The 18,491-nt window shown below is 40.9% G+C and carries 19 protein-coding genes and 1 pseudogene; 16 read left to right on the top strand and 4 right to left on the bottom strand.

Annotated features, from left to right (window positions below):
* Window positions 1–109: 109 nt before the first annotated feature.
* Window positions 110–1,176: pseudogene (locus tag L2764_RS16330) on the top strand (ISNCY family transposase); the annotation flags it as partial.
* Window positions 1,166–1,567 (top strand): hypothetical protein, encoded by a 402-nt coding sequence (locus L2764_RS16325; protein WP_248941327.1) that lies wholly within the window; start codon window positions 1,166–1,168, stop codon window positions 1,565–1,567. The pseudogene L2764_RS16330 and the gene L2764_RS16325, both read left to right, overlap by 11 nt.
* Window positions 1,568–1,634: 67 nt before the next feature.
* Here L2764_RS16325 and L2764_RS16320 read toward each other — a convergent pair whose 3' ends face one another.
* On the bottom strand, window positions 1,635–2,948 hold the full coding sequence (locus L2764_RS16320) for a tyrosine-type recombinase/integrase (RefSeq protein WP_248941326.1): 1,314 nt from the start codon (window positions 2,946–2,948) through the stop codon (window positions 1,635–1,637).
* A gap of 349 nt (window positions 2,949–3,297) precedes the next feature.
* On the opposite strand from L2764_RS16320, the gene L2764_RS16315 reads away from it, so the two are divergent.
* The 3 genes from L2764_RS16315 (at window position 3,298) to L2764_RS16305 (ending at window position 6,070) form a co-directional block, all read left to right on the top strand.
* Window positions 3,298–3,831: a heme NO-binding domain-containing protein gene (locus tag L2764_RS16315; protein ID WP_248941325.1), complete on the top strand. Its 534-nt coding sequence runs from the start codon at window positions 3,298–3,300 to the stop codon at window positions 3,829–3,831.
* A gap of 147 nt (window positions 3,832–3,978) precedes the next feature.
* Window positions 3,979–4,326 (top strand): heme NO-binding domain-containing protein, encoded by a 348-nt coding sequence (locus L2764_RS16310; protein WP_248941324.1) that lies wholly within the window; start codon window positions 3,979–3,981, stop codon window positions 4,324–4,326.
* 10 nt (window positions 4,327–4,336) lie between these two features.
* Window positions 4,337–6,070: an ATP-binding protein gene (locus tag L2764_RS16305; RefSeq protein ID WP_248941323.1), complete on the top strand. Its 1,734-nt coding sequence runs from the start codon at window positions 4,337–4,339 to the stop codon at window positions 6,068–6,070.
* Between the two features lie 17 nt (window positions 6,071–6,087).
* Here the strand turns inward: L2764_RS16305 and L2764_RS16300 are convergent, their stop codons facing one another.
* Window positions 6,088–6,552, bottom strand: a complete 465-nt coding sequence (locus tag L2764_RS16300; RefSeq protein ID WP_248941322.1) for a hypothetical protein — start codon at window positions 6,550–6,552, stop codon at window positions 6,088–6,090.
* 265 nt (window positions 6,553–6,817) lie between these two features.
* On the opposite strand from L2764_RS16300, the gene ccoN reads away from it, so the two are divergent.
* From ccoN to uspE, 10 genes are all read left to right on the top strand, one after another.
* Entirely contained in the window at window positions 6,818–8,254 is a 1,437-nt protein-coding gene (gene ccoN / locus L2764_RS16295; protein WP_248941321.1) for a cytochrome-c oxidase, cbb3-type subunit I, read from the top strand.
* Between the two features lie 11 nt (window positions 8,255–8,265).
* Window positions 8,266–8,880, top strand: a complete 615-nt coding sequence (gene ccoO, locus L2764_RS16290; protein ID WP_248941320.1) for a cytochrome-c oxidase, cbb3-type subunit II — start codon at window positions 8,266–8,268, stop codon at window positions 8,878–8,880.
* 10 nt (window positions 8,881–8,890) lie between these two features.
* A complete protein-coding gene (locus L2764_RS16285; RefSeq protein WP_248941319.1) occupies window positions 8,891–9,079 on the top strand; it encodes a cbb3-type cytochrome oxidase subunit 3 in 189 nt (62 codons plus the stop codon).
* 11 nt (window positions 9,080–9,090) lie between these two features.
* Window positions 9,091–10,059 (top strand): cytochrome-c oxidase, cbb3-type subunit III, encoded by a 969-nt coding sequence (gene ccoP, locus L2764_RS16280; protein ID WP_248941338.1) that lies wholly within the window; start codon window positions 9,091–9,093, stop codon window positions 10,057–10,059.
* Window positions 10,060–10,215: 156 nt separating this feature from the next.
* Window positions 10,216–10,695: a FixH family protein gene (locus tag L2764_RS16275; RefSeq protein WP_248941318.1), complete on the top strand. Its 480-nt coding sequence runs from the start codon at window positions 10,216–10,218 to the stop codon at window positions 10,693–10,695.
* Window position 10,696: 1 nt separating this feature from the next.
* A complete protein-coding gene (locus tag L2764_RS16270) occupies window positions 10,697–13,216 on the top strand; it encodes a heavy metal translocating P-type ATPase (protein ID WP_248941317.1) in 2,520 nt (839 codons plus the stop codon).
* Window positions 13,213–13,446, top strand: coding sequence for a cbb3-type cytochrome oxidase assembly protein CcoS (gene ccoS / locus L2764_RS16265; RefSeq protein WP_248941316.1), 234 nt, complete (start codon window positions 13,213–13,215; stop codon window positions 13,444–13,446). The genes L2764_RS16270 and ccoS overlap by 4 nt, the downstream gene beginning before the upstream one ends.
* Complete coding sequence (locus L2764_RS16260) at window positions 13,439–14,179, top strand: sulfite exporter TauE/SafE family protein (protein ID WP_248941315.1); 741 nt, start codon at window positions 13,439–13,441, stop codon at window positions 14,177–14,179. The genes ccoS and L2764_RS16260 overlap by 8 nt, the downstream gene beginning before the upstream one ends.
* A 147-nt stretch (window positions 14,180–14,326) precedes the next feature.
* A complete protein-coding gene (locus tag L2764_RS16255; RefSeq protein WP_248941314.1) occupies window positions 14,327–15,061 on the top strand; it encodes an FNR family transcription factor in 735 nt (244 codons plus the stop codon).
* A 112-nt stretch (window positions 15,062–15,173) separates the two neighbouring features.
* The gene (gene uspE, locus L2764_RS16250) at window positions 15,174–16,106 is read left to right on the top strand and encodes a universal stress protein UspE (protein ID WP_248941313.1); all 933 of its coding nucleotides are present in this window, start codon (window positions 15,174–15,176) and stop codon (window positions 16,104–16,106) included.
* A 267-nt stretch (window positions 16,107–16,373) separates the two neighbouring features.
* Here uspE and L2764_RS27825 read toward each other — a convergent pair whose 3' ends face one another.
* The gene (locus L2764_RS27825) at window positions 16,374–16,841 is read right to left on the bottom strand and encodes a thioesterase II family protein (RefSeq protein ID WP_312018363.1); all 468 of its coding nucleotides are present in this window, start codon (window positions 16,839–16,841) and stop codon (window positions 16,374–16,376) included.
* A gap of 8 nt (window positions 16,842–16,849) precedes the next feature.
* Entirely contained in the window at window positions 16,850–17,125 is a 276-nt protein-coding gene (locus tag L2764_RS28010; RefSeq protein ID WP_312018362.1) for a thioesterase II family protein, read from the bottom strand.
* Between the two features lie 270 nt (window positions 17,126–17,395).
* Between L2764_RS28010 and ttcA the strand changes: the two genes are divergently transcribed.
* On the top strand, window positions 17,396–18,343 hold the full coding sequence (ttcA, locus tag L2764_RS16240) for a tRNA 2-thiocytidine(32) synthetase TtcA (RefSeq protein WP_248941312.1): 948 nt from the start codon (window positions 17,396–17,398) through the stop codon (window positions 18,341–18,343).
* The last annotated feature ends 148 nt before the right edge of the window (window positions 18,344–18,491 follow it).

Raw genomic sequence — 18,491 nt, 5'->3', positions numbered from 1 at the left:
TTGTAGATCCAATATAGTAATGTCACATTTCCCCAATTTAGAGATGTCACATTCTGCTATGCTGAGTAGACATAATCCAGCATATTAGATTGGTGTCATGTTAATTACGATGAGTGAAAACGAACTACACCGCATTGGTGTCATTAAGGAAGTCTGCAATAAACAATTAACCCAAATGGCCGCCGCTTCTAATTTAGGGCTTACTCGCCGGCACATACAAAGACTGGTGAATCAATTTCGTCAAGATGGTGATGTTGGCCTAGTATCTAAACGCCGAGGAGTACCCAGTAATCGCCGCTTCTTACCAGAATTTCGAGAGAGAGTCTTAACGCTAGTTAAGCAAAAATACGCGGACTTTAAACCGACCTTTGCCTGTGAAAAGTTAGCTGAGTTACATGGTATCAAACTGTCCAGTGAAACCTTAAGGCAATGGTTGATTACTGAGGGTTTATGGCGGGTGCGTAAGCGTAAACAGAAAAAAATCTATCAACCCCGTTATCGACGTGAATGTTATGGTGATCTTGTTCAAATTGATGGTTCTCACCATGATTGGTTTGAAGGCCGTTCGGCTAAATGTTGTTTGTTAGTATTCATCGATGATGCAACAAGTAGTCTGATGTCATTACGTTTTTGTGAGTCTGAGAGCAGCTATGATTACATGAATATTACCCGTGAATACATTGATAACTACGGAAAACCCACCGCTTTTTATAGCGATAAACATTCAGTATTCAAGGTCAATTCACCCAGCCGTAAAAGCAGTAAGCAAATGACCCAATACGGGCGGATTTTGTATGAGCTCAATATTGAATTGATTTGTGCCAACAGCTCACAAGCTAAGGGACGAGTCGAGCGAGCCAATAGAACACTCCAAGACCGCCTGATAAAAGAAATGCGCCTCGCAGGGATTAATACCATCGAAGAGGCCAATGCGTGGCTTCCTGAATTTATGGCTGATTTTAATCGTCGCTTTGCCTGCTCAGCTTATTCTTCACAAGATGCTCATCGACTCGTACAGAATCCGCTATTGAATTAGATGATATGTTTACCAGACAAACTAGCCGTAAAGTCTCAAATTCATTAACACTACAATACGACAAAATCATTTACCTTCTTGATCCAACAGAGAAAGCCAAGCGGCTAGTCAACAAAGCCGTCATGATTTATGACTACCCTGGCTATTTATTATGTTACTCATCATGACATGCCGTTACCAGAAAAAATAAAGCCTCCTATTGAAAATGAAGATTTCAGTTCAAATGAAAGAGAAATGGACAGCCAGAGGCACAACTGGAAGTTCAAAGACATCGTTAACCAACTAAAAGATAATAAGTTTTTCGATATTTCCGATGCGGAAACGGCTAAGGATATCTTTAATGCTTACAGGAATCCACTGGTTCATGGATTACCCTCAAGATTGGTTGATAAAGATAAAATGCGTGACTTTCTTTTTTGGAATAGTCCTATTAAGCTATTTGAGATTGAAAAGTTTATAGAGTCTAATTGGTTAATCGAAATTAGTAAAATAGCAGATATATTGGTAAATAATCAAATTAAACAGACTTAAAAGTTAATGCCGATAATGATACTTATCGGCATCAACACATGATTTTTATACTATAAATGACAACCTTTTAGTCAATCCCATCAAGATGATTAAGCGGTTTATTCGCGGCACTTTGATGACGTTCTGTCTGCGAAGTATGCAAATACTGAGAGGTGGTATCAATACTTTCATGGCCTGCATCGGCTTGAACATGAGACAGTGGCCGGTGATTTAAATTAATATCATGGGTTATTCCTGTGTGTCGAATATTGTGCACGGTTAAATGGCGCATATCCGCGGCATCTTCAGTAAACCCTTCATTCTCAGCATTATCCGCAGCCAATGTAATAATATCTTGTACTTCATCACGCAAATGGCGGATCCCTAAATTGGCATTTAATATTCCACTTTCACGCCCCCTCCCCGCCGCTTTATGCCGAATAAACAGCGGGTGTTTGTCCCTAGCCTGTGGGTAATCGTTTAAGCCTAAATAGCGACGATAGTTTTTTAATGCATCCAATAATGCATTCGATATTGCCACATTTCGGCGCTTACCGCCCTTACTTTGTGGAATATGAAAACTCCAAATCCCTGTCTGTCTGTCTTGTTGAAATTGGCTCATTATCGGTGAATACCCCGCTCTTGCTGACACTTCAGAGATCCGTAAATAACAAGAATAAATCAGTTTAATCAAAAATAAGCTTCTTTGGTGCATCTCTGGCTTTTCAAGTGCTAATGCTTCTACAGTAGAAATAACATATGACCATTGTAATTCAGTAAAAGCGAGGTGTGAGACCTCCTCTGGATCTTGTTGGTATTTTCTCTTTGACGAAAATCGGCTTTTATTTAACCAAGCTTGTGCGGGGTTATGTTCACAGTAATCTTCACTCATTAAATAACCATAAAAGGAAGATAAAATAGCCAACTTTGTTTTTAAAGTATTTTCACTTAGTTGATAAGGTTGAATTTCCCCTGATTTTTTTTTGCCTAAAAAAGGCCGCCATTGGGGATTCGGGACACGAGTCCCCTCCCCGTTTCTATCGGCTTCATTACCGAGATTAACTTTAAATTGGGCCACATTAAAATAGGCAATCAGTGCCTGTGGTGGATGTTGGCAATATTCAACATAGTAATTAATCTCTTTGCGGCCAATAGAAATAGGAGATTGTTTGATCACATCAAAGCACCAATGAAAATAAGTCGTTAACTCACTTCTGTAAGCTTTGTAATTATTCTCATTATACTTTTGTTCATATAACCAATCACTGGCATGCTCGATCAAAATTCCCGCATCTTCTACATGATGTAATGACACCTGAGTAATATGTTGATTAACGATTGGATTTCCGGATAACAAGAAATCATGACTATCAAAAAAGGGAATGACGGGGGGTAATTGCATAGGTTTTCTAGTTAGCTTTTTATTAGGAATAATGACTCCCTCTATTATAGAAGTTCAGATGGGTAAACGGTAGGTTTTTCTAAAGAAAATTAACTTTATGTATGTATAAAACAATGGGTTAAATAGATTTGCAACGGACTTTCGACTTACCCCACCTAAGCCATCAGTTATCATGCCTATCCCGACTCTTTTCAATCATGTTCAATCTTTAAATTAACATACTCCATTACCATAGGTTCATTGACCTTCATTTATTGAACGCTAATACTTAGGCATAAATGCACTTAATCATCTCACACAGACACATTGCATTAGCCATTAACTGTATAACCAAAAAGGTAACAAAACCATGACGGGTATTATTTTTATCGAGCTCATCAATATTGTGAAAGCAAACTTCGGTATCGACATTTATACCGCCATGAAACAAAAAGCAAACGATGATGGAGAGTTTGTGAAAGCAGGCAATTATTCTCACTTTCGACTCTTTCATCTTGTCGATACACTAAGCGAATTAACACGAATTTCAACACATGACTTATTGGCGTTGATTGGACAGCAACTCTTTCTTCCTTTATTCACTAGCCTACCCATTAAAATCGGCAGTATTAATAACACCATCGATTTTGTGATCCATGTTGAAACCTATATTCACCATGAGGCACAAAAAGTGTACCCTCATGCCACTATGCCCAAATTTAACTTCATCTTTATATCCACCGATAAGTTGATCATGGATTACCACTCCCCGCGTTGCATGGGCAATATTTGCTTTGGCCTTTTAAAAGGTTGTGCTCAATATTTTAATGAAAAAGTAGACATCACGATGCAACTGATGAATGAAACAGGCTCACATGTGCGATTTACGCTCAATAAAAGCTAATCATGTTTTATGGCATTTAAATTAATAAAATATGATTAATTTAATCAACAGAATAACGCATTCACATATTGGTTATTGACGTATTTTATTTTGCCAACAATACTTAGCTAAACACTTATCGATGGATATTATGATCAAGGAGATAAAATGAAAGGCCTCACATTCACTGAATTTGTTGAAGTCGTCGAACAAGTATTCGGTAAAAAAGCCTTTAAAACCTTAATAGAAAGAATAGAAAACCTGCCCATATCGACAGGTGATATTAATAATAGCATTGATTTTATTCAATATGTCGAAACCTTACCCACTGTTGAATTTATTTCAATGTCGTCCACTCAGTTCATCATCGATTACCGATCCCCTCGTTGCATGGGACATGTTTGTCTTGACCTCATCAAAGGCTGCGCCACTCATTTTAAAGAATACATTGCTGTCGACATGGTACCCGTTGATAAGTGGGGCTCACACATGCGTTTTACAATCGATAAACGGTAAATATACCGATATGGATTTAGAAAAAAAAAATCAATTACTCAACAAAAAAATAACCAGAGAGAATGCGGCACGTAAGTTTGCTGAAAAGCTATTAGAAGAAAAAAGCCTAGAGCTTTATTATGCAAATGAACAATTACAACACGCCCTCACCCATGTTCAAACCAAGCTCAAACATGACTCAACCCTACTCGCTTATAAAGCGAAAATGGACAGTAATCTCCTCAATTTTAGTCGGCTATTTTTAAAAAAATCACCAACGCCTCGACTATTACAAGAACTTGTCGATACACTTACTGATGATTCATCCTTATCGGATATGCACATTCATATCGAACTGAAAGCCGATGATATCGTCCATTTTAGCCATTCATGTATGGCAGGACGCATACAAACGTGGACGCCACCTAAAGACTTATTCTCGCAAAATACCTATTGGGATGAGACGAATAAGTTCTTCTGGGTTGCCTTAGCCAATCAGGCAGATTGTTATATGGCGGGAAGAATTACGGCATATAACAGCTGGCTAATGCCCATTCAAAAGTACCTCTCTCTAATCGGTGAAATATTAACCGCAGCTTTTATTCGTCATCTTACTTTGATTCAAGAAGTGAATGCCAGAAAGCAAGCTGAAGATTCAGAGAAAGCGAGTCAAAATTTTTTAGCTATGATAAATCATGAACTGAGAACACCGTTGAATGGATTGCTCGGCAGCGCTGAACTATTAGCCGATACTGAACTTCAAGAGGATCAGAGAAAACTGTTAACCACGCTAAATAGCTCAGGCGAATTACTGAGAAATATCATTAATGATTTACTGGATTACAGTAAAATGAGCGCCAATATGTTTGAGTTAATCGAGGGCATGTTTAATATTGAAGAAGTGGCTAATTTATTACGGGCGATATTTAATCACTCAGCACAAGAAAAAGGATTAACCTTTATCGTCAATTGCGCCGATCTTGTCCCTCGTTATCTCATTGGCGATGTCGATAGAATTAAACAAATCTGTGTCAACTTAATCGGTAACGCGATAAAATTTACCGATAAAGGCGGCATTGACATCAACTTTGATTGGCAAAAAGGTCAACTCATTTTTTCAGTAACCGATACAGGCACAGGGATAAAAGCATCTGATATAAACTTATTATTTAAACCTTTTAGCCAAATAGATTTATCCAGTAAAAAAGCCCATGAAGGAACAGGCTTAGGTCTTTCTATTTGTAAAAAGCTCTCTCAACTCATGGACGGCAATATTAACGTCACCAGCCAAATAGGAAAAGGATCGACTTTTAGCGTCACCCTGCCTTTATCTGTTTCAGACAAAGCTTCGAAAAAAACCATCCAAACAGATGAGATAAAAGCCTCTTTAGAAGGAATGAAAATCCTCGTGGTTGAAGATGTAAAGACCAATCAAATGATCATTAACTTAATGCTTAAAAAACTAAACCTTGCTCCTCAATTTGCCGATAATGGTCTTGACGCACTAGAACAACTCAAATCCCGTGATTTCGATATTATTTTAATGGATTGCCGCATGCCCATTATGGATGGATTCACTGCAACAGCAACCTTACGCCATCAAGGTTATAGTAAACCCATTATTGCCCTAACGGCAGGAACAACCTCGATAGAAAGAGAGCAATGTTTAACCGCAGGAATGGATGACATTTTATTTAAACCTTATAAATTACAAGAGATCCAGGCCACGTTATCCCAATGGTGCCAACCACACTCGCCTGTTTAACCATGACACTCTTTTAACTATCGTGATTGATTATCAGCCAAGATCGGAAAAATTATACTGCGGCTTTGACCTTGATATTCAAAGTTCACGATAACGTTCCACACCATGTAACCACTGCTGCAGTGACCATAAATCATCTTTCCTGAAAATTGTTGACCTTCGTGAGCACTTAAGCGGACAGGGATTTTTCCCATGTACATATCGCGTCCTTCGAGTCTCATCGTCACATTGTCAACCCTCTTACTCGTTGACAGGCTAAAATCAAACGCTGTTTCACTGGGTGCATCAGGGCGTGACAAATCTAAATTCACCTCGATGCCCGCAACTTCTCGCTGACAGTCATGCCCTTGAAATTGACATAAGCTAAGATCCAGCGGTAGAGAATAATCGCTCTGTCCTTGCTGCTCACACGATAGCAACAAGGAGCTGATGGCAGTAACAATAACCGCTTTTATAAAAATAATAACAAACCTAAACTGCACGTTTTTTACCCCTTAAGAAGTAACAGGTAACATTCTATTGAGTAGCTTGATCCAGATCAACTTTTAACACCCCCTAATTCCTATCTTTTTTAACATGGCTACAGTATCATGAGCGCACCTCAAGGGTTGTGTGTAAACCTTAGGTTACACTTTGGCATTATCTTAACGCTACATTAACTTTTAAGTGTTAATTTTGTCATTTTTATCGAATAGAGACTGTTTCTATTCATACAATAAATAATAAGTAATAAGCAGTGGAAGCAATATGATGAACCATTCCCAGCCTAAAGGCGCTGATTACAATTACACCGTCGTCAGACAATTCGCCCTAACCACAGTGTTATGGGGAATTGTCGGTATGTCTGTCGGTGTGTTAATCGCAGCTCAGTTAATCTGGCCTCAGCTAAACTTCGATACACCTTGGTTGACTTACAGTCGACTCCGTCCGTTACATACCAATGCCGTTATTTTTGCATTTGGTACCTCGGCTCTTTTCGCAAGCTCTTACTATATCGTACAACGCACCTGTCAAACGCGCTTGTTTGCGCCAAGATTGGCTGCCTTTACGTTTTGGGGCTGGCAAGCAATCATTATCGCCGCCGTCATTACTTTGCCATTGGGTTACACTCAAGGTAAAGAATATGCCGAGTTAGAATGGCCAATTGATATTGCGATCGCTATCGTTTGGATTTCCTACGCGACTGTCTTTTTTGGCACGATAATAAAACGGACTACCTCTCACATTTATGTGGCTAACTGGTTCTTCGGTGCGTTTATTATTACCGTAGCGGTACTGCATATTGTTAACTCTATGGCAGTGCCCCTCACTTTATGGAAATCTTATTCCTTATACAGTGGTGCGGTCGATGCCATGGTGCAATGGTGGTACGGGCATAATGCGGTGGGTTTCTTACTAACCGCTGGCTTCTTAGGGATGATGTATTACTTTGTTCCTAAACAAGCGGGACGCCCTATTTATTCTTACCGTTTATCGATTGTCCATTTTTGGGCATTGATCGCGCTGTATATCTGGGCCGGACCTCATCATCTGCATTACACCGCCCTTCCTGATTGGACTCAATCATTGGGTATGGTGATGTCACTGATTTTATTCGCACCTTCTTGGGGCGGTATGATCAACGGTATCATGACCTTGTCTGGCGCCTGGCATAAATTACGTACCGATCCTATTTTACGTTTCTTGGTGGTGTCGTTATCTTTTTATGGTATGTCGACCTTCGAAGGTCCGATGATGGCCATTAAAACAGTGAATGCACTATCGCACTACACTGATTGGACCATTGGACATGTCCATTCTGGCGCACTTGGCTGGGTGGCGATGATCACGATTGGTTCGTTATATCATCTTATTCCTGTGTTATTTAACCATGGCCGCATGTACAGCACTAGCTTAATTAATGTCCACTTCTGGTTAGCGACTATAGGCACTGTTTTATATATCGTTTCTATGTGGATCTCAGGTGTGATGCAAGGCTTAATGTGGCGGGCCGTTAACGCTGATGGTACGTTAACCTATAGCTTTGTCGAAAGTTTAGAAGCCTCATATCCTTTCTATTTCGTCCGTTTCATCGGGGGTTGCTTCTTCTTAACAGGCATGTTGATCATGGCGTATAACGTGATCCGTACTGTTAATGCCCCTCAAGATTCTTTGCCAGCCTTGGCTGAAGCCAAAGCCGTATAAGGAGATATTTGATGAAATTTAATCATGAACTCGTAGAAAAAAATATCGGTCTATTAGGCATTTTTACTGTCATTGCTATCAGTTTCGGCAGTCTCGTTGAAATTACACCGTTGTTATTTCAAAAAGACACCACTGAGCCACTCGATGGTCAAATACCTTACACTGCGCTGCAAATTGAAGGTCGCGACATTTATGTCCGTGAAGGTTGCTATAACTGTCACAGCCAAATGATCCGCCCTCTTCGAGCAGAAACAGAACGTTATGGTCACTATTCTGTTGCGGCTGAATCAGTTTGGGATCATCCCTTCCAGTGGGGTTCTAAACGAACTGGACCGGATCTGGCGCGTGTCGGTGGACGTTACAGCGATAAATGGCATGAAGTGCATTTGATCGATCCTCGTGCTGTCGTCCCTCAGTCGAATATGCCCGGTTTCCCTTGGCTTGCTGAAAATATCCTTGATGGTGAGTTAACGGGTAAGAAAATGAGCATCTTACGCAGTTTACATCCTAATGATGATATGTATACCGATGAGGAAATTGCAGACGCACAACAAGTGGTTGAAGGTAAAACAGAGTTACAAGCGCTGATTGCTTACCTCCAATCTCTTGGACATGCACTGAAATAAGGAGCAAATAATGGATTACGGTACATTGCAGGGGATTATTACTCTGATTGTCATGTTGACCTTTGTTGGCATCTTCGCTTGGGCGTACAGCTCGCGTCAAAAAGCATCATTTGATGATGCGGCTAACTTGGTTTTTTCTGATGAAGAAAGCGTTAGTGAGACGAACCAGCAAGCGATAAATGCAGGGGAGCATAAGTGATGGCTGATGTAATGACAAACTTCTGGAGTATATGGATCTGTGTACTCACTACAGTGGTCATTTTGGGTTGTATCTTTTTATTACGCGTGTGTTCGAAAAACACCACCGGCGTAAAAGAAGGTGAATCCATGGGCCATTCTTTCGATGGTATTGAAGAGCTCAATAATCCACTGCCTAAGTGGTGGAGCTATATGTTCTACATTACGATCGTTTTCGGTGTCATCTATTTAATTCTTTACCCTGGTATGGGGAATTATAAAGGGTTATTTGAATGGTCCAGTTCCAACCAAAGCATACGGACTCTTGATGAGTCAAAAGCCGCGGTGGTACAAGCACTGAAAGAAGGACGTTGGGTACAATACGATCAAGAAGTTAAGCACGCAGATGAAAAGTTTGGGCCTATCTTCCAAGCTTATGCGGATACCCCTCTTGACGAATTAGTTCTTAATAAAGAAGCTCTTAAGGTGGGTGGACGTCTCTTCTTGCAAAACTGCGCCATGTGTCATGGCTCCGATGCGCGAGGCAGTAAAGGCTTCCCTAACCTAACGGATGGTTCTTGGTTATATGGTGGTGAGTTAGCCACCATTAAAACTACGATTATGAATGGCCGCAATGGCATGATGCCTCCTAAAGGCGGTCTGCCCATTGAAGACAGTGAAATTAAAGGCTTAGCTGAATATGTCGTCAAGTTGTCAGGTCGTGAACATGACGCTGCTCTTGCCGCACAAGGTCAAGGGTCTTTTATGAAAGGCTGTTTCGCTTGTCACGGTATGGATGGCTCAGGCAATAAGTTTATGGGCGCGCCTAACTTAACGGACAACGCTTGGTTATACGGTGGCAGTCGCGGCGCGATTGAACAAACCATCAAAAACGGCCGTATGGGTGTGATGCCTGCGTGGAAAGATGTATTAGGTGAGCAAAAGGTCCATGTGATCACCGCTTACGTTTACAGCTTGTCACACAAAGAAGATAAAGAGTAACCCAAGACGGTTTCTTTATCATTGCCAAAGGATAAGGCCTCTGACGTTCAGTCGGGGCTTTTTTTTTAAATGCACATTATTATCAATACGTTATTCAAGATTGTATTATGTTTCTTATTTGTATTCTTTAATAACATTTTTTAGAAGGATAGCTTCATGTCAACACCACAAGCCTGGTATAAGCAGTTCTGGCCTTGGTTTTTAATTATGTTACCGTTATGCGCCGTTATTGCGAGTGTCAATTTGCTCTTCCTCGCTATCAATAATAAAGATCCCTTGGTATCAGAAGATTATTATAAAGAAGGGAAAACGATTAATTTAGACTTACGTAAAATTAAACAAGCTCAAAAATTAGGAATGAATTATGCCCTTCGATTTGATGATGAATATGTCGAAATTAAACAAGAAGGCGGGGAGTCCTATATTGCCGCCTTGAGTGTGGGTTTTTTTCATCCAACCATCGCGTCAAAAGATTTCAGTGAGATTGTCACTCCAGATGCCAATGGCATCTACCGCATTGAATTAACCCAAAATATTACCGGTCCTTGGGAAGTCAGAATTGAAGGTTACGATCAATCTTGGCGCATTCAAAAACGCTTAACCCTTGTTGATGATTCAGATTACTGGCTAAATTAATATGACGACACAGACTCGCTGTTTTCATTGTGGTGAAGCCGTGTTATCAGGCAAGCCTTTATATACCCGCATTCAAGATCACGATGAGGCCATGTGCTGCCTAGGGTGTCAGGCTGTCTCGGCAGCAATTGTTAACGCGGGTCTGTTAAATTATTATCAATTTCGGACGGAACTGGGCGGCTCACAGCAACAGCTTATCCCTGCAGAACTTTCTCACTTTAGTGCTTATGATCTCCCTGAAATACAAGAGGAGTTTGTCTATCAAGATGAGTACTTTAAGCAAGTTTCTTTAACCCTTGAAGGCCTCACCTGCGCCGCTTGCTCATGGCTCATTGAGCACAAGCTTAAACAACTGACGGGGATTGAAAGTATCTCTGTCAATTCAACCACCGAGCGGGCCTTAATTCGTTGGGATCCAAACCTGCTGCAGTTAAGTGATATTTTGAATCAGATCACCCACATCGGTTATCAAGCTTTTCCTTTTCAAGTCGATGAGCAAGAAATTAACAGCAAGAAAGAAAGTCGTCAATTTTTATTACGTTTAGGTTTAGCAGGCTTTGCTACCATGCAGGTCATGATGTTTGCCCTAGCCTTATATTCAGGTTTTTTTACCGATTTAGACAGTGAGTTTCGTGATTATTTTCGTTGGGTGAGCATGTTATTTGCCGCTCCTGTGGTTTTTTATTCGGCCCAACCGTTTTATTTTAGTGCTATTCGCGCGCTCTTAATGGGCCGTATTAATATGGATGTCTCCGTCAGCATCGCCATTTGTGGCGCCTATATCGCCAGTTGCTTAGAAACCATTCGAGGCAGCGGTGAAGTGTATTTTGAATCGGTTTCCATGTTTACTTTTTTCTTATTACTCGGTCGATATTTTGAGCAAAATGCCAGACAAAAAGCCTCCGTCAATGCCAGTAACTTACATAAACTCATTCCTCTCACAGCCAATAAAATAAGTGACACTGGAATGGAGGAAGTCCCCGCTAAACGCCTTATTGTGGGCGATGTCATTTTAATTAAACCCGGTGAAATAGTGGCCGGCGATGGTAAAATCATTGAAGGCAGTAGCAGTATTAATGAGTCAATGTTAACCGGCGAGCAACTCCCTATCATCAAAAAAGTTGACAGCTTAGTTTATGCTGGGACGATTAATATTGACCACCCTCTGAAAGTCAAAGTAACGGCGGTTGGTCAAGAACAATTGGTTGCCGATATTATTCGATTGCAAGAAATTGCTAGCCATAATAAGCCTAAAATTGCTTTATACGCGGATACGTTTTCAAATTATTTCACTGCAGGTGTCTTACTTCTTGCTAGCCTCAGTTATTTGTTTTGGTCTTTTTATTCTCCTGAAGATGCGTTTTGGATCACGCTATCCGTGTTAGTGGCCACTTGTCCTTGTGCCCTTGCCTTAGCCACCCCAACCGCCATCACTTGCAGCACGTCCATTCTGACTCGATTAGGCATTATCGCCCGAAAAAATGATGTGTTTGAAAAGCTACCATTAATCAAGCATGTGGTTTTTGATAAAACAGGCACCCTCACCTGCGGTCAATTAACGATTGATAACCTAACTCTTTTTGGTATGAAAACAGAGCACACTTTAACAACAACGCCTATAACCGTTAGCCAAGCACAACAAAAACAGCATATTCTGACGATTGCCGCCGCCCTTGAAGCCCACTCGCTCCATCCCATTGCTTCTGCATTTATGCCTTATCAACAACAAGATATCGTCGCAAGCCATTGCGAAAATAAAGTGGGACTGGGGATTGCAGGTACCATTCAAGGCGCGCAGTATAAACTGGGTAGTGCTGAATTTGTTGGGGCACATACAGTGCAAGATACCCCATCATTAACCTATCCTTTATCAGTAGAAACAACGGATCGCGATATAGCTAATGATCCTTTCAATAATCAATATCATGTCAATGGACAAGATATTTGGCTGAGTGAGAACAATCACATCTTAGCCAAAATTCAGCTCAGTGATAAACTACGACCCGATGCCTCAATCGCCATAAAGCAATTACAAAATATGGGTTGCCAAGTCAGCATGGCGACCGGTGATACGGGGCCTCAAGTGTTGACCCTAGCTAACAAGCTGAATATCAAAAATGTACACCAAAACTTAAAGCCTAATCAGAAACTGGAACTCATCAATGCACTCCAACAGGAGCAACAAACCGCGATGTTTGGTGATGGCATTAATGATGCGCCCGTATTAGCCGGCGCAAACCTCTCTGTTGCAATGGGCAGTGGCGCGGCAATAACGAAAAACAGTGCCGATCTTATTTTACTCGGCGATCATCTTTCTCGTTTCAGTGATGCTATCTTGGTTGCCAAGAAAACCAAAGCGATTATTCAACAAAACCTTTTCTGGGCAATCGGTTATAATGTGCTGATTATCCCGCTGGCCATGACAGGAAATGTATTACCTTATGTGGCAGCGTTAGGTATGTCTGCCAGCTCTCTCATTGTTGTCTCTAACAGCTTGCGATTATTAAAGGTTAAAGTATGAGCATCATTTATATATTAATTCCCATCGCTATTATTTTTGTGATTATTGCTATTTGTCTCTTTTTTTGGGCGGTACGCTCTGATCAATTTGATGATCTTGACAAACAAAGTGTCTCCATTCTCTTTGACTATGAGCCTTCTGAGGTTAAGTCTACTCATTCTCAAGCGTCAAGGTTAGAAACTAAGATGTGCGATAACATCAATAATAGAGACAAACACGGTAATGAATGAATATGGCATAGTCGCCGCTTTTATTGTTGGATTAATGGGAGCCGCTCACTGTGTGGGCATGTGTTCTGGGTTAGTGGGGGCATTATCTAACCCTACATCGGGCAACCTTAAGTTATCTGGCCATAACACAAGGTCGGCTCTTCCACGTAAAATGCAAAGATCCCCTTTTGCTCATCAATTAACATTTGTGCTGAGCTATAACCTTGGACGGATCAGCAGTTATACCTTGGCTGGCGCCTTAGTGGGAGGCTCCGTCAGTGGTTTAGGACTATTGTTTAATATGGATGCTTATCTGCTATTTTTACGGGCGATAGCAGGATTGATGATGATAGCCACAGGATTGTATATTGCTCAAGTGTGGGCAGGAGTCATGCAAATAGAATACGTTGGAAAAATCGTGTGGCGCTTTGTGGCCCCCTTAGCCAATAAATTTATTCCCGTCAAAACACCTTTTCAAGCGATGATCGCTGGCCTACTTTGGGGTTGGCTGCCTTGTGGTTTAGTCTATAGCACGCTTACGTGGTCGGTGGCGGCCAACTCAGCCCTTGAAGGTGGGTTGATTATGTTGGCTTTTGGGCTTGGCACCCTACCAGCTCTCTTAAGCATGGGCATGGCCGCAACGCAACTTAGCTATTGGGTACAAAAAAAGACCATTCGAATATTAAGTGGCATGATACTCATTGCCTTTGGGATCCAGACCTTATATATAGCCATAGCTCAATATAAACTTTAAAAAAATTGAAGTTGAAGCCACTTGATTTAAAGGGTGAGAATGGGATAAACGCGCATATTGAGCGATCAATATCACACTATCCTTACAAAAAGTAAGGTATTATGGAATAAAGCGTTTCCAAGCGACATAATAAACGGATGTGATTTGATGAAATCTGCCAATAATCAAGCCTGTCGAACAATGACATCGAGCCTTCATTGTCACAATTGTAGTATGTCAGAGCTGTGTATCCCCTTTAGTTTGAATCACCAAGAACTCGATTTACTCGATAATATTATTGAACGTAAAAAACCCATACAAAAAGGGCAGCAAATTTTTAAAGCGGGCGATTCACTGCAGTCCTTATATGCCCTACGTTCGGGAACATTGAAAAGTTATACCATCACAGAACAAGGTGATGAGCAAATAACAGGTTTTCATCTTGCGGGTGATGTCATCGGTTTTGATAGTATTTATTCAGGTATTCATCAAAGTTTTTCACAAGCATTAGAGACTGCAATGGTCTGCGAAATTCCTTATTCGACCTTAGATTCATTATCAGGTACGCTACCTAAGCTCAGACAGCAAGTCATGCGACTCATGAGTAATGAGATCCAAAGCGATCAAGAAATGATTTTATTACTCAGTAAAAAAAATGCTGAACAACGTTTAGCCACTTTTTTAAGTCAACTGGCTAACCGTTTTAGTGAGCGAGGATTCTCTAAAAAAGAATACCGCTTAGTCATGACCCGAGGTGATATTGGTAACTATCTTGGCTTAACAGTCGAGACCATCAGCCGGCTATTAGGTCGTTTTCAAAAAGCCAATATGATCCAAGTACGAGGCAAAGATATTAGTATCATTAATTTTGATGCTCTCGATAAACTGGGCTGTAAACAATAAAAAGATAAGATAAAGCCTTAATAAAATGGATCTCATGCTGAGCTTTATCTACAGTAATATCATCAATACAATTTAGACACTCAATTAATGAGCAGCTTAGAAGGAAAATGCTATGACGGAATATCAAAAACTTCTTGTCGTCATCGATCCAACGACCGATACACAAGCCGCACTCGCTAGAGCCGTTGAGCTTTCCATCCCGAATAAAGCCAGTATTACTGTGTTTCTCTCTATCTATGATTTTTCTTATGAAATGACATCCATTGTGTCGCACCAAGAAAGAGAAGCCATGCGCGGTGGGGTGATTAGCCAAAGGAAAGCGTGGTTAGAAGATGTCCTAACAAACTACCGTCAAGAAGGTATAACGATCAATACCAATGTCGTTTGGCATAATCGCCCTTTTGAAAGTATTATTCTTTACGCTATTCAGGGGAGTTACGATCTTATTGTTAAAGGAACTCATGAGCATGATAAATTCAAGTCGGTTATTTTCACTCCAACCGATTGGCATTTAATGCGCAAAGCCCCCGTTCCTGTATTACTGGTAAAAGATCATGACTGGCCTGTTGCGGGCAAGATCTTATGCGCCATCAATGTTGGCTCTGAAGATGATGCACATCAAGCCTTAAATAATCGCATTATTGAGCATGCGATCCAACTCGCGGCTCAATTCGACGCGCAAGTCCATTTAGTCAATGGTTATCCTGGTACGCCCGTTAATCTCGCCATTGAATTACCCGATTTTGACAGTTACGCCTATACAGAAACATTACGTATGCAACATGAGCAAAGAGTGCATTTCCTTGCCAGCAGCCATGCCATTGCCGTCGATTGTTGTCATATCATTGAGGGGTTGGCAGAAGATGTTATACCCGATGTGGCGAAACAAATTGATGCGGAGTTAGTCATACTGGGTACCGTGGGCCGTACAGGATTTTCAGCGGCCCTTATCGGCAACACCGCAGAGCATGTGATTGACAGTTTAAATTGTGATTTATTAGCCATTAAACCTGAGGGCTATCGTTCACCTTTGGCAGACGATTAATGTATAAGGACAAGATGATGGTCAGTATAAAATAGGGCTGGTTTGATGCCCTATTTTTAAATGTCACACCGACTGTGGCGCATATGTTTCAATCCCCTAACACGGTATTACGCATTATATTTTCAAGATAACTTGCTGGTGGTCAACACCAACATTTCATATTTCTCTATCAAACTACCCTGCCTCCCTTGTGACTTGCCCATGCTTAGCGAGCGTCAACAATGGGGATCGCTACAATAAAACAAGCAACATTAACAACCTCACTGATTACTGGTTTTCAAGCAGTAAAGGGATCAAAATTCGTTGCACATTTTCCAATAAAGCCTCAGGATATTGATCAATAAAGAAGTGATCACCTTCAAGATAATTAAGCTCAGCCCCTTCAGTCGTGAGTGCTTGCCAAGCGGTCAATTGGTCATGAGTAATATCGTCATCACGTCCACTGAAAACATGGATCGGACACGCTATTGGGGTTTGACTCGCTAAATAAGACTCCGCAATGGAAAAATCAGCCCTAAGCATAGGCAATAGCAAAGCCATCAATTCTTCATGTTGTAATATGTCATTCGATGTGCCATTTAATTTTGTTAACTCACTGACAAATTCAACTTGAGGTAGATGCGCAATATTAGGCTTAATACTGGGTAAATGGGGTGCGCGGCTGCCGGAGGCAATAAAAGCTTTGGGTAAGGCATAGCCTTGATGCTGCAATTGTAATGCGAGCTCAAAAGCCACCCGACTGCCTAAACTGTGACCAAAAAAACATAAGATTTCGCTGTAATAAAAGTGCGATGCTGCATAAGCTCATCAATCAGTAGCGCCATATGATCGAGCGGGGTCTCATCAATACGGGTGGATCTTCCCGGTGGCTGAAAACACACGAGCTCAACGGTTTCGGGTAAAAAACGCTGCCAATGTTTAAATATTGCCGCACTTCCGCCGGCATAAGGAAAACAAATGAGCCTTAATAACGCATTGGGTTTTGTATTTGGCTGAATAAAACAAGAAGAAGATGTCACATGGCTACCTTAAAAAATAAAATAGCGTAAAAACTACCCTCACCGCCCTCTTTTTACAAGCTCTATCATCATAATATAGACTAAATTTCATCTTAATCCTTTTACCTTTTTCAATCTTATGACCTCTTCATAAAAACGACATCCAGTTTAATTTGAGTTGTTTTAAGCTTTTCAGTCATAAACGGCAGGAAAAAAGCCATTAAGCTTTACCCTTTAGACTGAAACTGGAATAATGTGCGGCCTAAATTGGCTAGAATTAAGTGCGTTTTTATGTCTGAAGAAAAATCAAGCTCACAAATCACTCGAATGAATAAACTGCAAAAACGCTTACGCAGTGAAGTGGGTCGTGCCATTGCAGATTACACCATGATTGAAGAGGGTGATACTGTGATGTGTTGCCTTTCAGGCGGTAAAGACAGCTACGTGATGCTCGATATTTTACTGAATTTACAAAAACGGGCCCCGATTAAATTTGACATTGTGGCCGTCAATTTAGACCAAAAACAACCTGGTTTTCCTGAAGATGTCCTTCCTCGCTATCTTGATGCCCTAAAAGTGCCTTATCATATCTTAGAAAAAGATACCTATTCTATTGTCATGGATAAAGTCCCTGAAGGTAAAACGACCTGCTCTTTATGCTCTCGTCTACGTCGCGGTACTCTGTATGGCTTCGCACAGAAAATTGGGGCCACTAAAATTGCATTAGGCCATCATAGAGATGACATCATAGAAACGCTGTTTTTAAACATGTTTTTTGCAGGAAAAATGAAAGCCATGCCGCCAAAGCTTTTATCGGACGATAAAGCAAATATGGTGATCCGCCCATTAGCGTATAGCCGTGAAAAAGACATTGCTGAATATGCCTCATTGAAAGCCTTCCCTATTATTCCCTGTAATTTATGTGGTTCACAAGAGAACTTAAAACGCGCAGCAGTCAAAGATATGCTTAAACAGTGGGATACATTATATCCTGGCCGCATAGAAAGTATTTTCACTGCTATGCAAAACACCGCCCCTTCTCAAGGTGTTGATCGTGAACAATTTGATTTTCTTGCTCTCAAACGGGATGACAGTGTCACTGCAATCGGTGATGTTGCCGAAGCCTCTCTGCCTGCATTTGATTTTTTAGACGTCGCTAATAGTGGTCATATTAATCTCGATACGTCTGCCCGAATCGATGTCGTTAATACATATACCCCTAAGTGGTCACAACGCTAATCACTATACTCAAGTAACCTTAAACGGGTTACTTGAGGAGTTATTGTCAAATGTGGTGTATCAATGAATCGTGATGCTCTGTTTGATCTTGAGTGATCCGTTCACCATCTTTAAATTGAATACCTGATATGACATCAGCAAGCAGCTT

This window comes from Shewanella surugensis (assembly GCF_023284005.1).
Classification (GTDB): Bacteria; Pseudomonadota; Gammaproteobacteria; order Enterobacterales; family Shewanellaceae; genus Shewanella; species Shewanella surugensis.
This window is presented reverse-complemented; position numbering and strand designations above follow the sequence as displayed.

Coding starts and splice junctions, on each gene's coding strand:
- L2764_RS16325 (WP_248941327.1), top strand. CDS start 1,166: ATGACTACCCTGGCTATTTATTATGTTACTCATCATGACATGCCGTTA.
- L2764_RS16320 (WP_248941326.1), bottom strand. CDS start 2,948: ATGCAATTACCCCCCGTCATTCCCTTTTTTGATAGTCATGATTTCTTG.
- L2764_RS16315 (WP_248941325.1), top strand. CDS start 3,298: ATGACGGGTATTATTTTTATCGAGCTCATCAATATTGTGAAAGCAAAC.
- L2764_RS16310 (WP_248941324.1), top strand. CDS start 3,979: ATGAAAGGCCTCACATTCACTGAATTTGTTGAAGTCGTCGAACAAGTA.
- L2764_RS16305 (WP_248941323.1), top strand. CDS start 4,337: ATGGATTTAGAAAAAAAAAATCAATTACTCAACAAAAAAATAACCAGA.
- ccoN (WP_248941321.1), top strand. CDS start 6,818: ATGATGAACCATTCCCAGCCTAAAGGCGCTGATTACAATTACACCGTC.
- ccoO (WP_248941320.1), top strand. CDS start 8,266: ATGAAATTTAATCATGAACTCGTAGAAAAAAATATCGGTCTATTAGGC.
- L2764_RS16285 (WP_248941319.1), top strand. CDS start 8,891: ATGGATTACGGTACATTGCAGGGGATTATTACTCTGATTGTCATGTTG.
- ccoP (WP_248941338.1), top strand. CDS start 9,091: ATGACAAACTTCTGGAGTATATGGATCTGTGTACTCACTACAGTGGTC.
- L2764_RS16275 (WP_248941318.1), top strand. CDS start 10,216: ATGTCAACACCACAAGCCTGGTATAAGCAGTTCTGGCCTTGGTTTTTA.
- L2764_RS16270 (WP_248941317.1), top strand. CDS start 10,697: ATGACGACACAGACTCGCTGTTTTCATTGTGGTGAAGCCGTGTTATCA.
- ccoS (WP_248941316.1), top strand. CDS start 13,213: ATGAGCATCATTTATATATTAATTCCCATCGCTATTATTTTTGTGATT.
- L2764_RS16260 (WP_248941315.1), top strand. CDS start 13,439: ATGAATGAATATGGCATAGTCGCCGCTTTTATTGTTGGATTAATGGGA.
- L2764_RS16255 (WP_248941314.1), top strand. CDS start 14,327: ATGAAATCTGCCAATAATCAAGCCTGTCGAACAATGACATCGAGCCTT.
- uspE (WP_248941313.1), top strand. CDS start 15,174: ATGACGGAATATCAAAAACTTCTTGTCGTCATCGATCCAACGACCGAT.
- ttcA (WP_248941312.1), top strand. CDS start 17,396: ATGTCTGAAGAAAAATCAAGCTCACAAATCACTCGAATGAATAAACTG.